The 13196-nt window shown below is 71.8% G+C and carries 9 protein-coding genes; 2 read left to right on the top strand and 7 right to left on the bottom strand.

Annotated elements, in window-relative coordinates; genetic code table 11:
- Positions 1–100: 100 nt before the first annotated feature.
- A complete protein-coding gene (locus ACQUQD_RS27000) occupies positions 101–2194 on the top strand; it encodes a hypothetical protein (RefSeq protein WP_428954722.1) in 2094 nt (697 codons plus the stop codon).
- 112 nt (positions 2195–2306) lie between these two features.
- Here the strand turns inward: ACQUQD_RS27000 and obgE are convergent, their stop codons facing one another.
- The 7 genes from obgE to ACQUQD_RS26965 form a co-directional block, all read right to left on the bottom strand.
- Positions 2307–3755, bottom strand: a complete 1449-nt coding sequence (obgE, locus tag ACQUQD_RS26995; protein WP_428954721.1) for a GTPase ObgE — start codon at positions 3753–3755, stop codon at positions 2307–2309.
- A 134-nt stretch (positions 3756–3889) separates the two neighbouring features.
- Positions 3890–4147, bottom strand: coding sequence for a 50S ribosomal protein L27 (gene rpmA, locus ACQUQD_RS26990; protein WP_026245994.1), 258 nt, complete (start codon positions 4145–4147; stop codon positions 3890–3892).
- Between the two features lie 16 nt (positions 4148–4163).
- Entirely contained in the window at positions 4164–4484 is a 321-nt protein-coding gene (rplU, locus tag ACQUQD_RS26985; RefSeq protein WP_428954720.1) for a 50S ribosomal protein L21, read from the bottom strand.
- 176 nt (positions 4485–4660) lie between these two features.
- Entirely contained in the window at positions 4661–5995 is a 1335-nt protein-coding gene (locus ACQUQD_RS26980; RefSeq protein ID WP_428954719.1) for a phospholipase D-like domain-containing protein, read from the bottom strand.
- A gap of 243 nt (positions 5996–6238) precedes the next feature.
- Positions 6239–10216: an Rne/Rng family ribonuclease gene (locus ACQUQD_RS26975; RefSeq protein ID WP_428954718.1), complete on the bottom strand. Its 3978-nt coding sequence runs from the start codon at positions 10214–10216 to the stop codon at positions 6239–6241.
- 242 nt (positions 10217–10458) lie between these two features.
- Positions 10459–11244, bottom strand: coding sequence for a TIGR03936 family radical SAM-associated protein (locus ACQUQD_RS26970; RefSeq protein WP_428954717.1), 786 nt, complete (start codon positions 11242–11244; stop codon positions 10459–10461).
- Positions 11245–11290: 46 nt separating this feature from the next.
- Complete coding sequence (locus ACQUQD_RS26965; RefSeq protein ID WP_428954716.1) at positions 11291–12394, bottom strand: hypothetical protein; 1104 nt, start codon at positions 12392–12394, stop codon at positions 11291–11293.
- Between the two features lie 195 nt (positions 12395–12589).
- On the opposite strand from ACQUQD_RS26965, the gene ACQUQD_RS26960 reads away from it, so the two are divergent.
- Entirely contained in the window at positions 12590–13174 is a 585-nt protein-coding gene (locus ACQUQD_RS26960; protein WP_428954715.1) for a TerD family protein, read from the top strand.
- The last annotated feature ends 22 nt before the right edge of the window (positions 13175–13196 follow it).

The raw sequence follows: 13196 nt of genomic DNA, 5'->3' as shown, positions 1-13196 counted from the left end.
AAGTCATACGGTCAGTGGTCAGCCTTTTCACGAGGTGGACCCACCCCCACGGTCACGCCCCCTCGCTGTTCCCCTCCGATCCCTGCCAGGAGCCCAGCCCGTGCCCTCAGCCGGACTTGCCCCACGCCGCGTCGTGCAGCTGTCAGCGCTGCTCTCGATGTTCGCGCTCTATGCGGCCCAGCTCGTCAGCGCGTCCCTTCCGTACGTTCCGGTGTTCGTCGCCGCGAGCGCGGCGGGCCTCGCCCTGGACACGTACATGCAGTACAAGCAGCCGGGCCTGCTGACGCTCCTGGGCAAAGTGCGCTTCGACGTCACCGTGCGGCAGCTGCTGCGCGACATGCTGATCCTCGTCGGACTGCTGCGCATCGACGGCATCGAGCCGCTCGGCGAGCAGGCCCCGCTGCTGATCGCGCTGCTGGCCGTGTACGTGCTGCACTTCGGCTGCCAGGCCGCCGCGGTCCTGGTGCGCCGCACCCGTACGCTGCCGATCCTCACCCGCAACATCGACGCCTCGGCCCTGCGGCTGTCCGCGGCCCCGCCGCGCATCCTGGCCCGTCGCTCCAGCCACCGCATGCTGACGTTCTCGATTCCGGCCACCGTCGGCCTGCTGATCACGGCGGCGACGACGGACGCGTACTGGGGCGGCATCGGCATCGGCATCTCCATCGCCCTGTTCGGCGGCGGCATGCTGTACCTGGCCACCTGGCTGCTGCCCAGGAAGCGGGCGCTGAACGAGGCCAAGGTCATGGAGTGGCTGGACACCTGGCTGGAGAACTACAAGCCGACCGTGGCCATGTACTTCTCGGGCGGCACGAGTTCCGCGTACCAGGCGAACATGTGGCTCTCCACGCTCTCCGACGTGGACGGCAAGCCGCTGATCGTGCTGCGCGAGCGCTTCATGGTCAACAAGATCGACGCCACCGACGTGCCGATCATCTGCTTCCCGAAGGTCGCGACGATGTTCTCGCTGGAGAACTCGACGCTGAAGATGATGCTGCACCCGGCCAACGCCGCGAAGACCTCGCAGGTCCTGCGCATCCCCACGGTCAAGCACGCGTTCATCAACCACGGCGAGTCCGACAAGCTCTCCTCCTGCAACCCGTACGCGAAGGCGTACGACGAGGTGTGGGTGGCGGGCCCCGCGGCCCGCGACCGCTACCAGCTGGCCGACGTCGGCGTCGAGGACAAGGACGTCGTCGAGGTGGGCCGCCCGCAGCTGTCCCCCATCAGGACCGCCTCGGGCCCGGCGAAGGGCGCCTACACGACGGTCCTCTACGCGCCCACCTGGGAGGGCTGGGACGGCAACCCCGGCAACACCTCGGTGATCCTGGCCGGCGAGAACATCGTGCGGCACCTGCTCGCCGACGACCGGGTGCGTCTGGTCTACAAGCCGCACCCGATGACCGGTTCGCAGATCCCCGCCGCGGGCGCCGCCAACGAGCGCATCAAGGCGATGATCCGCGAGGCCAACACGCGCCGCTCCGTCACCCGCCCGGGCCCCGGGGCGGCCGCCGAGCTGACCCGCGCCGCCGCGGCGCTCGACAAGCTGACCTCCACGTCGTTCCGCACCAGCGCCGACGAGATGGAGAAGATGCTGCTGCAGGGCCGGCCCGACGGTGACCGTGCCGCGGCCGTGGCCGAGGCGACGGCGGCGTGGGAGCAGGCGTACTGGGCGTCGTTCCCCGAGGGCGAGCACCTGATCGTCACCGAGGCCCGCCCCGCGATCTTCACCTGCTTCAACCAGGCCGACGTGCTCATCTCCGACGTGTCATCGGTCGTCTCGGACTGGCTGGCCAGCGAGAAGCCGTACGCGGTGGCGAACACCTCGGGGCTCTCGGAGACGGACTTCCGCTCCGGGTTCCCGACGGTGCGCGCCGCGACGATCCTGGCGCCCGACGCGCAGGGCGTGCCCGGCCTTCTCGCGGCCGTTCGCGGTGAGACCGAGGATGTGTACGCCGAGGCCCGTCTGGAGCTCAAGGAGCACCTCCTGGGCCCCTCGGACCCGCCGTCCATCGACCGCTTCAACGGTGCCGTGCGCGCGCTGTGCGACCGCGCCGACGAGCGCCGGGCGCGGATGGCCGCGCGGGGCGAGGCGGAGATCCCCGCGCAGCGTGAGGACTCCGTCGAGGAGCAGGCGGCCGAGGCGATCGCCGCGGAGGCCGCGCCGGAGTCCGAGGACTCGGTGACGGCGTAGCGGTACCGGAGCACCCCGGACATACGAAGCGGGCCGCACCTCATGGTGCGGCCCGCTTCGTATGTCCCGTCCCCCCTGTGTCCCGTCCCCCTAGGGGGACGGGACACAGGGGTTAGAAGGGCTCGAAGTCGTCGTACGCCTGCTCCGCCTCGTCCCGCTCCGCCTGCTTGTCGCGACGGCGCTGGGCGGCCGGGCGCGGTGCCTCGAAGCGGTGGTCCTCGCCACGGCGGCCGAGCATCTCGGCGCCCGCCATCACGGTCGGCTCCCAGTCGAAGACGACCGCGTTGTCCTCGGGGCCGATGGCGACACCGTCGCCGCTGCGGGCGCCGGCCTTCATCAGTTCCTCTTCGACACCGAGACGGCTGAGGCGGTCCGCGAGGTAGCCGACGGCCTCGTCGTTGTTGAAGTCGGTCTGGCGCACCCAGCGCTCCGGCTTCTCACCGCGCACCCGGAACAGCGGCTCCCCGTCGACGTCCTCGCGTACGACGCTGAAGCCCGTGTCGTCCACGGCCTTCGGGCGGATGACGATGCGGGTCGCCTCCTCCTTGGGCTTCGCGGCGCGCGCGGCGCCCACCAGCTCGGCCAGCGCGAACGACAGTTCCTTGAGGCCCTTGTGGGCGACGGCCGACACCTCGAAGACGCGGTAGCCGCGCTCCTCCAGGTCGGGCCGGACCATCTCGGCGAGGTCCTTGCCGTCGGGTACGTCGATCTTGTTGAGGACGACGAGGCGCGGCCGGTTCTCCAGGCCCGCGCCGTACTCCTTCAGCTCGGCCTCGATGACGTCGAGGTCGGAGACGGGGTCGCGGTCGGACTCCAGGGTCGCCGTGTCCAGTACGTGCACGAGGACCGAGCAGCGCTCGACGTGCCGCAGGAACTCCAGGCCGAGGCCCTTGCCCTGGCTGGCGCCCGGGATGAGGCCCGGGACGTCGGCGATCGTGTAGACCGTCGCGCCGGCCGTGACGACGCCGAGGTTCGGGACCAGCGTCGTGAAGGGGTAGTCGGCGATCTTCGGCTTGGCGGCCGAGAGCACCGAGATGAGCGAGGACTTGCCGGCGCTCGGGTAGCCCACCAGCGCGACGTCGGCGACCGTCTTCAGCTCGAGCACGACGTCGCGGAGGTCGCCGGGGACACCGAGGAGCGCGAAGCCGGGGGCCTTGCGGCGGGCCGAGGCGAGGGCCGCGTTGCCGAGGCCGCCGCGGCCGCCCTGGGCGGCGATGAAGGTGGTGCCCTCGCCGACCAGGTCCGCGAGGACGTTGCCCTGCTTGTCGAGGACGACCGTGCCGTCCGGCACGGGCAGGACCAGGTCCTCGCCGTCCTTGCCGGAGCGGTTGCCGCCCTCGCCGGGCTTGCCGGCGGTGGCCTTGCGGTGCGGGGAGTGGTGGTAGTCGAGGAGCGTCGTCACCGACTGGTCGACGACCAGGATGACGTCGCCGCCACGGCCGCCGTTGCCGCCGTCCGGGCCGCCGAGCGGCTTGAACTTCTCACGGTGGACGGAGGCACAGCCGTGGCCCCCGCTACCCGCGGCGACATGCAGCTCGACGCGGTCCACGAAGGTGGTCATTGGTCAGTGCCTCCAGAAACATGCGGGAATTACTACTGCGTGCTGTGTTCCATTAAGAACACGCGAAAGGCGGACCCGCTTCCCCAGGAGGGAAGTGAGGTCCGCCTCGCGAAAAGTACCGGTCAGGGTGCCGTTCAGGCAGCGACCGGGACGATGTTCACGACCTTGCGGCCACGGTGGGTACCGAACTCCACCGCACCGGCGTCGAGCGCGAACAGCGTGTCGTCCTTGCCACGACCCACACCGTTGCCGGGGTGGAAGTGGGTGCCGCGCTGGCGGACCAGGATCTCACCGGCGTTGACGGTCTGACCGCCGAAGCGCTTCACACCGAGCCGCTGAGCATTGGAGTCGCGCCCGTTCCGAGTGGACGATGCGCCCTTCTTGTGTGCCATGTCTCAGTCCCTACCCTTACTTCGCAGCCGCGGGGATCTCAGTGACCTTGATCGCCGTGTACTGCTGGCGGTGGCCCTGACGACGGCGGTAGCCGGTCTTGTTCTTGTAGCGAAGGATGTCGATCTTCGCACCCTTGTGGTGGTCCACGATCTCGGCCTGGACCTTGATGCCCGCCAGCACCCACGGGTCGCTGGTCACGGACTCGCCGTCGACAACGAGCAGGGTCGAGAGCTCGACCGTGTCGCCAACCTTGGCAGTGGAAATCTTGTCAACCTCAACGATGTCGCCGACAGCAACCTTGTGCTGGCGACCACCGCTGCGCACGATGGCGTACACGCGGATCTCTCTCTCGCTCGGAACGGAACCCCCGCAGTCCAGCCGCACGAGACGGCCTCTCCGGACGAACGCCCGGAGGAAGAAGGTTTACGGGAGTGAGGCGCATCTATGGACACGCCGACGGTCAAGGTTACGGGTCACCCCTGAGAAGGGTCAAACCGGCCCCGGCCCGCCCCTCACGTCGTCGGCTTCGTCTCACCGTCCTGCGGCAGGACCTTCACGCCCTTGCACAGGTTCGTGGCGTCCTTGGTGCCCGGGTACGCGACGTTCCACACGTTGCCGAAGTGGGTGCGATACGTGTCGTGCACGGAGTCGTCGTCGATCTTGACGTACGACTCGTCGTTCTCGCGCAGCGCCGGGCCCGAGGCGTTCTGCGAGCCGGTGAACGTGATCTTGTTGCGCGCGCCGTCGTACATGCCGTCGATCAGCACGTACTTGGTGTGGATGATGAACGGTGTCGTGAGCTTGGCGCCGCCCGGGTTCAGCGGATCCCGGTCGTCGTTGTAGCAGCGCACCGGCGGGGCGCCCGTGGCGTGCAACGACTTCCAGGTGCCGCTGTCGGTGGTGGCGTACTCGATGCTGACCGTGCAGCCCGCCTTCTTCAGCGCGACCAGCTTGTCGGCGATGGACTGCCGGGTGATCTGGAAGATCGCGGCGCGCACCACGGTGCTGCGCTTCACGCCGCCCGCGTCCTTGTAGGTGCAGGAGATGTTGTTGAGCACCGAGTGGAGCGTGTCCGTCGAGGTGGTCGTCCCGGCCCGCGGGAAGAAGTACGCCTTGTAGTAGCCGTTGCTGACCGTGCGGTAGTCCCAGTTCTTCCAGAGCTTGGCGGCCATGTCGTCGAAGTAGTCCGAGAACGCCCCGTACAGGACCCGGTTGTCGGGCAGCACGAGGGCGTCGTTGAAGAACCTGGTGCTCGCGGACGGCGTCGAGTTCGACGTGGTCTCCACGACGACGTTCGTGGCGCCCTTGACGGCCGAGAACAGCCAGAACTTGTTGTGCATGATCGACTTGCCGAACTTCGGGTCGCCCAGACAGGACTTGTCGGTGGGGCACAGCGTCACGAACGACCGGCTGGTCGGGCTGGTGCCCAGGGCCGCCTTCAGCTGCTCGTACACCGGGTTGGCGGGGCGGTCCTTCACGCTGGAGGAGTCGAGCACGACCTGCACGTTCACCCCGCGGTTCTTGGCGGCGACGAGCGCGTCCGAGATCGTCGTCTCCCATACGTGGTAGACGGCGACCTTGATGTACGAGCCGGGCAGCGCCGCGTTCGTCAGGTCGAGCAGGCGGGTGCGGATCGCGTACTGCTGGTCGGCGGTGCCCAGGGGGTTGTTGAAGACCGGCCCCTCGGTCCAGGTCGGCGCGTCGTCGGCCGCCGCGGTGGTCGTGGCGAGCCCCGCCTGCACCCCGGCGGCCGAGAGCACGGTGGCCAGCGCCACCGCCTGCCGTCCGCCCCTGGCCGGCTTCACTGCCCGGTGCCGGCCCGTGCCTCTGAGACGCGCGTGCATCATCGCCATCCCTCCCCTGGCACGGGCACCCGTCTCCCCAACGCGCACCCCTGCGTGCACTTGTACGACTGAATGAGTTTTACAGGTAGTTGTACGGGCTCCAAGAGGCAGGGGCGAGTCGAGTGTTCTTCCAGACATGTCGGGCGTTCCCACGAGCCGCGGGGCACACGGCGAAAAGGCCGACGCCCCCGCACAGCGTGCTGCTGTGCGGGGGCGTCGGCCCTGCCCGGTCCGCCGGGCGGTGTCTCAGGCCTCGTCGGCCGCGGCCGAGACGGACGGCAGCGACTGCTGCTCGGCCGCCGCGGTCTTCTTCGCGGTCGTCTTCTTGGCGGTGGTCTTCGCCGCCTTCTTGGCCGTCGTCTTCTTCGCCGCGGTCGTCTTCTTGGCGGTGGTCTTCGCCGCCTTCTTGGCCGTCGTCTTCTTCGCCGCGGTCGTCTTCTTGGCCGCGGTCTTCTTGGTGGCCGCCTTCTTCGCCGTCGCCTTCTTGGCCGTCTTACGGGCCGTCTTCTTGGCGGCGGGCGCCTCGGCGTCCTCCGGCTTCGGCTCCTCGGCCTCGGCCTCCGTGGCCGACGGGACGACCATCACGGCCGCCTCCTCGGACGCGGCGGGGGCGGTGGCCTTGCGGACGGCGCGGCGGCGCGGGCGGGCCGGGGCCGCGGTCGGCTCGGCCGCGGCCTCCTCCGGCTTCGGCGCCTCGGCCACGACGGGCTCCGGCTCCTCGGCCTTCACCGGCTCGGTGACGGTGACCGCGGCGTCCTCCGAGGAGGACGCCTTGGGCGAACCGGCCGGCGCGCTGGCCTTGCGGGTGGCCCGGCGACGCGTACGCGGCGCGGGAGCCTCCTCCTGCGCGGGCTCGGCGGCCTTCGGCTCCTCGGCCGTCACGACCGGCTCGGGCTCGGGCGCCGGAGCCGGGGCCTCAGGGGCCACGGGCTCCTTCGGCGCACCGGCCGGGGCCGACGCGCGACGCGTGGCACGGCGGCGCGAGCGGCCGCCACGGCTCACCGCGGCCTCCGCCTCGGCGGCGCTGGAGTACAGCTCCTCGTCCGCGGCGAAGTCGGGCTCGGGCAGCGCGACCGGAGCGGCGGCCTCCGCGGCGACCTCGGCCTCGGTCTCGGTCTCGACCGGCTCCGTGGCCTGCGCGGCCTCGTGCTCGTGGTGGTCGTGACCGTGGTCCGCGCCGTTGCCGCCGCGGCCGCGCTTCTTGCGCTTGCCGCCGCCACCGCCGGAGGCGGGCTGCTCCATGTGGACGATGACGCCGCGGCCGTTGCAGTGCACGCAGGTCTCGGAGAAGGACTCCAGGAGACCCTGGCCGACGCGCTTACGGGTCATCTGGACCAGGCCCAGCGAGGTGACCTCGGCGACCTGGTGCTTGGTGCGGTCGCGGCCCAGGCATTCGAGCATCCGCCGCAGGACCAGGTCCCGGTTGGACTCCAGGACCATGTCGATGAAGTCGATGACGACGATGCCGCCCAGGTCGCGCAGCCGCAGCTGGCGCACGATCTCCTCGGCCGCCTCGAGGTTGTTCCTCGTGACGGTCTCTTCGAGGTTGCCGCCCTGACCGGTGAACTTACCGGTGTTGACGTCGATGACGATCATGGCCTCGGTCTTGTCGATCACGAGGGAGCCGCCGGACGGCAGCCACACCTTGCGGTCGAGCGCCTTGGCGAGCTGCTCGTCGATCCGGTACGTCGCGAAGACGTCGACCTCGGACGTCCACTTCGAGAGGCGGTCCGACAGGTCGGGCGCCACGTGGTTGACGTAGCCGTGGATCGTCTCCCACGCCTCGTCACCGCTGACGATGACCTTGGAGAAGTCCTCGTTGAAGATGTCGCGCACGACGCGGACGGTCATGTCCGGCTCGCCGTACAGCAGGCTCGGCGACGACGTCGAGATCTGCTTGGACTTCTTCTGGATGTCCTCCCATTGCGCCTGCAGACGCTCGACGTCGCGGCGCAGCTCGTCCTCGCTCGCGCCCTCGGCGGCGGTGCGCACGATGACGCCCGCGTCCTCGGGGACGATCTTCTTGAGGATGGTCTTCAGACGCGCGCGCTCGGTGTCCGGGAGCTTGCGGCTGATGCCGGTCATCGAGCCCTCGGGCACGTAGACCAGGTAGCGGCCGGGCAGCGAGATCTGGCTGGTGAGGCGGGCGCCCTTGTGGCCGATCGGGTCCTTGGTGACCTGCACCAGGACCGACTGGCCGGACTTGAGGGCGGTCTCGATGCGGCGCGGCCCGTTGGCCATGCCGAGCGCCTCGAAGTTGACCTCACCGGCGTAGAGCACCGCGTTGCGGCCCTTGCCGATGTCGATGAAGGCGGCCTCCATCGACGGCAGCACGTTCTGGACCTTGCCCAGGTAGACGTTGCCGACGTACGAGGTCGACTGCTCCTTGTTGACGTAGTGCTCGACGAGGATGTTGTCCTCGAGCACGCCGATCTGGGTGCGCTCGCCGTTCTGGCGGACGACCATCACCCGCTCGACGGCCTCGCGGCGCGCCAGGAACTCGGCCTCGGTGATGATCGGGACGCGACGGCGTCCCTGCTCACGGCCTTCGCGGCGGCGCTGCTTCTTGGCCTCCAGACGCGTGGAGCCCTTGATGGACTGCACCTCGTCCGAGGAGGTCGACTTCTCGGCGCCGCTGTCCTTCTTGCGGGGCTCGCGGACCTTGACGACCGTGCGCTCCGGGTCGTCGGAGGACGCGTCGCTGTCGGACGCCGAGTCACCGGCGCGGCGACGGCGGCGACGGCGACGGCGGCTGCTGCTCGACCCGGACGCGCTGTCGTCGCGCTCGTCGTGGTCGTCGGCGTCGTCGGTGTCGTCGGTGTCGTCGGCGCTCTGCTCGGCGTCGTCGTCGGACGCGCCCTGCTCGTTCTCGGTGTCGGAGTCCGCGTCGGCGGACTCGCCGCGGCGGCGGCGACGGCCACCGCGACGACGACGGCGGGCCGGGCGGTCGCCGTTCTCGTCGTGGTCCTCGGCCGACTCGTCCTGGTCGGCGGACTCCTCGGCCTCGGCCTCTGCGGGCTCCTCGGCCTCGGGCGCGGCGGGCTGCTCGGCGACGGGCTGCTCGTCCGCGGCACGCCGGCGGCGGCGGTTGCGGCGCGGGGCCGTCTCCTCCTCGGCGACGGGGGCGGCGACCGGCTCGGCCTCGGCGGTCTTCTCCTCGGCGGCCTCGGCCGCGGCAGCGGCAGCGGCGCGCTCCGGCGTCTGGAACATCGGCTCGGTGAAGACGGGCGCCTGGAACACGGCGACGGACGGCCGCTTCGGACGGCCCGTCTCCTCCTCGTCCCGCTGGGCCTTCGACGTGCCCCGCTGAGCCGCCTTCGGCTCGGCGAAGCCGCCCGCGGCCTTGCGGGTGGCGCGGCGACGGCGGCGCGGAGCCGCGTCCTCGGCGTTGTCGGCGGCCGGGGTGTCCCCGGCCTGCTCCGGCTGCGCCTCGGCGGGCGCGGCGGCGGCCTCGGCCTCCTGCGGCTCCGGGGCGGCGACGGCGCGGGTGGCGCGACGGCGGTTGCGGCGCGGGGCGGCCTCCTCGGCCGGCTCCTCGACCGCGGCGGGCTCCTGCGGCGCGGCGGCGGCCTGCGGCTCCTCGGCCGGGGCGGCCTCGGCGGTGGCGGGCGCGGCGGCGGTACGGGTGGCGCGGCGACGGCGGCGCGGCGCGGGCGCGTCGGCGGCGGCCTCCGGCTCGGCGGCGGCCTCCGGCTCGGCGGCGACCGGCTCGGCGATCGACTCGGGCTCGGCGACCGGCTCGGTGACCTGCTCGGGCTGCTCCGCGACGGGCGCGGACACGGCGCGGGTGGCGCGGCGGCGGGCGCGGCGCGGGGCCGCGTCCTCGGTCTGCGTCTCGGCGGCGGGCGCGGCCGGCTCCTCGACGGGAGCGGCGGTCTCGGCCACGGGCTGCGCGGCCTCGTCCTGCGCGGGCGCACCGGCGGGCGCGGAGGCGCGACGGGTGGCGCGGCGGCGCGGGCGGCCGGCGGGCGCGGTGTCCTGCGCCGGGGCCTCGGCGGCCGGGGAAGTCTCAGGGGTGGAGGCCTCGTCTGCGGCGTCGAGCTCGGGCTCGGCGTCCGCGGCGGCGGCCGGTATGGCCGGCGCGGTGTCCGCGGCGGCCTGGCCCGCGGGCGGTCCCGCGGGGCGCGACGCGGCCCGGCGCCGGCGGCGCGGGGGCAGGGTGTCGCTGGGGGTGTCGCCCACGGCGGAAGCGGTGGGTTCGTTCGGCTCGGTCGGCTCGGGCATGCGGGTGGATCTCCCGTCGGGCCCCCGGGCGCCGCGCCTGATCCGGTGACCGGTGACGCTGCGGCTCGCGCATCTCGCGCGGTGCCGCCGGTCCGGGGCGCGGGCGCCGCACGGGGGCTTCTCTGTCTGTTCTCGCCGGTTCCGGTACGCGATGTACGTACGGCCTGGCGAAAGTCCTTGGGTGGGTGCACTGCCCGACCCAGGTGGCTCCCGAGTACAAGGGCGGCGCTACGACGACCGCCTTACGCGGAACCTTCCACGGCAGACGCCTTCGCGGCGGCAGAATCCGCGGCCTCCGTTTGGGGGGCGGCCTGGACTGCCTCGCGGTCGGGCGCGAGCGGGTCGGTCACCGTGCCGGTCTCTTCATCGAAAGGCCCCTGCGCCAGCCTGGTCACCGCTGCGGGGACCGGCGGCGCCAGGTCGGCCACGGCGCGGAGACCGGACAGGACGTCGTCGGGTCGAACGGCAGGCGTCACGTGCCGAACAACCAGGCGCAGTATCGCACAGGCCTTGTCGCTGGGCCTATCAGCCGGTACATCCGTGGCTTCCAGGCTCGCGACGGCGGCGCGGGCGTCGAACGTACGGATCCCGTTCTTCGTCCTGCGCTGGACCTCGACGGTCTCGGCGCCGCGGAACGCCTCGGCGGCGCGCGCGGCCTCCTCGACCGTCACCCCGTCCAGCCGCAGCTCCCACACGGAGGCGGCGAGCCGGTCTGCCAGGCCCGAGGTGCGGGCCTCGACGGCGTCGACGATGTCGAGGCCGACGGGCATCGACTCGTCGAGCAGGTCCCTGAGCTTCTCGGGGTCGCGCGGTGCGGTGAGCGCGATCTCCAGGTACTCGGCCTCACTGCCCGTGCCGGTGGGTGCGGCATTGGCGTAGGACACCTTGGGGTGCGGCGTGAACCCCGCCGAGTACGCCATGGGCACCTCGGCGCGGCGCAGCGCACGCTCGAAGGCGCGCTGGAAGTCTCGGTGGCTGGTGAACCGGAGGCGGCCGCGCTTGGTGTAGCGCAGTCGGATGCGCTGCACCGCGGGTGCGGGCGGCGGGCCTACGGGCTGTCGCTTGCCCAGTGTCCTAGTCCTTCGTGAGAGCGGTCGTACTGCTACCTAGAGTACGTGGCCGCGCGCCGCTCGGTTCCCGCCGGTCCCTGACCTGGGGTTCAGGAGGGGGCGGAGTGCCGAAGAGCGCGCGGCGGATGTCGGCGCGGGCCTGCCGGACGCTCGCCCGGATCTCCTTGGCGAGCCGGGCCACGGGCCGCCACACCTGATCGCGCACCGCGTGTCCGACGGGGGTGAGCACACTGCGGTACGTCCAGCGCAGCGGGTCGACGACCAGCCACCGCAGCAGCCGCCCGAGGAACCGTCCGACGGCGAGCGACACATACCCCGCCACGCGCCAGGCATGTCCGAGGGCCGCGCCGATCTCCCGGGCGAGGACGGCGAGGGCCCGGCCGACGGGCACGAGCACCCAGCGCCACAGGGTCAGCGCGGGCACCACGAAGATCCACCGCACGAGTGTCGCGGCGCACCGTCCCAGGGCGAGCGCTGCCCACCGGAGCGCGTGCCCGACGGGGGTGAGCAGGTGCGTGTACGCCCAGGCGCAGGGCACGACGACGAGCATCCGCACGAGCCAGGCGAGCGCGAGCCCGACCGGCACCAGCCCGTACCGCCACAACGCGACCCACGGCCACACGAACAACGCCAGACCCAACCACCGCAGCCCGACCCCAACCCCCCGGCCCAACCACGCCATCGCCCGCCCCACCGGCGCCAGAACATACGCGTACAGCCACACCGCCGGCACCACGACCAGCACCCGCACGAGCCAGGCCAGCGCGAGCCCGACCGGCACCAGCCCGTACCGCCACAACGCGACCCACGGCCACACGAACAACGCCAGACCCAACCACCGCAGCCCGACCCCAACACCCCGGCCCAACCACGCCATCGCCCGCCCCACCGGCGCCAGCACATACGCGTACAGCCACACCGCCGGCACCACGACCAGCACCCGGGCGAGGGGCACGAGCACCCGGTCGCGCAGGACGCGGCCGACGACGGTCAGCGCGTCCCACGCGAGGCGGACGGGCACCACGAGGACGAGCGCGAGGATCCGCACCGGCAGTCGGATCGCCACGACGAGACAGCCCTCGGGCTCGGGGCGCTTCTCCAGGTCCATGCATGTCAAGACGCCGGTCGCGGCGCCGTGGATCCGCTTCACGGGAACTTCCCGCACCGGACGCGGCTCGAGTTCGCCGCAGGAGAAGGGGAGTTGAGGCCGGTGCCGGGTCGCGGCCCGCGCGCACGTGGACGAAAACCGCCTCGTATAGGCACACTTTGCGCAGTAGACGGCCCACACAAGGGGGATTCCCGCATGATCACGCTCACGAAGGAAGACGGCCCGGCGGACCTGGACGGTGTGACGCACCTGTCGATAGGGGTGTCCTGGGACCCCACCTCCGGGAGCAGCGGCGGGGTGCTCGGCTCCCTGCGCCGCAAGCAGGGCACCGACCTCGACCTGATCGCCATCGCGATGGCGGGCGGGGACCCGGTGCGGCTCGCGGGCCTCGACTCCCTGGACCCGATGGGCAACGGCTCGCTGCAGCACAGCGGTGACAACCAGACCGGCAAGGGCGACGGCGACGACGAGACGGTCACCGTCGAGTTCTCGCGGATCCCGCAGAACATCACGTCGATCGTGTTCATCGCCGCCGCGTACAAGAAGGGCAGCTCGTTCCAGAAGGCCCGCAACATCAGCTTCAAGGTGTACGACGCCACGGGCGGCAGCAGCCAGCAGGTCGCCGACATCTGGCCGAGCCTGCTCAGCGCCGACAACGGCTGCGCGGTGGCGAAGGCCATGCGGGTCGGCGGCAGCTGGAAGCTGGAGGTCATCAACACGACGGGCAAGATCAAGCAGGGCGACGAGCACGCCCTGATGCGCTTCGCCGCCAGCAAGTAGTCCCGAGTACCGCGAAGGGGCG

The organism is Streptomyces sp. cg35 (assembly GCF_050410835.1).
Taxonomy (GTDB): Bacteria; Actinomycetota; Actinomycetes; order Streptomycetales; family Streptomycetaceae; genus Streptomyces.
Note: the sequence above shows the minus strand (reverse complement) of the source record. Positions and strands in the feature narration are given on the sequence as shown.

Coding starts and splice junctions, on each gene's coding strand:
- obgE (WP_428954721.1), bottom strand. CDS start 3,755: ATGACCACCTTCGTGGACCGCGTCGAGCTGCATGTCGCCGCGGGTAGC.
- rpmA (WP_026245994.1), bottom strand. CDS start 4,147: ATGGCACACAAGAAGGGCGCATCGTCCACTCGGAACGGGCGCGACTCC.
- ACQUQD_RS26980 (WP_428954719.1), bottom strand. CDS start 5,995: ATGATGCACGCGCGTCTCAGAGGCACGGGCCGGCACCGGGCAGTGAAG.
- ACQUQD_RS26975 (WP_428954718.1), bottom strand. CDS start 10,216: ATGCCCGAGCCGACCGAGCCGAACGAACCCACCGCTTCCGCCGTGGGC.
- ACQUQD_RS26965 (WP_428954716.1), bottom strand. CDS start 12,394: ATGGACCTGGAGAAGCGCCCCGAGCCCGAGGGCTGTCTCGTCGTGGCG.
- ACQUQD_RS26960 (WP_428954715.1), top strand. CDS start 12,590: ATGATCACGCTCACGAAGGAAGACGGCCCGGCGGACCTGGACGGTGTG.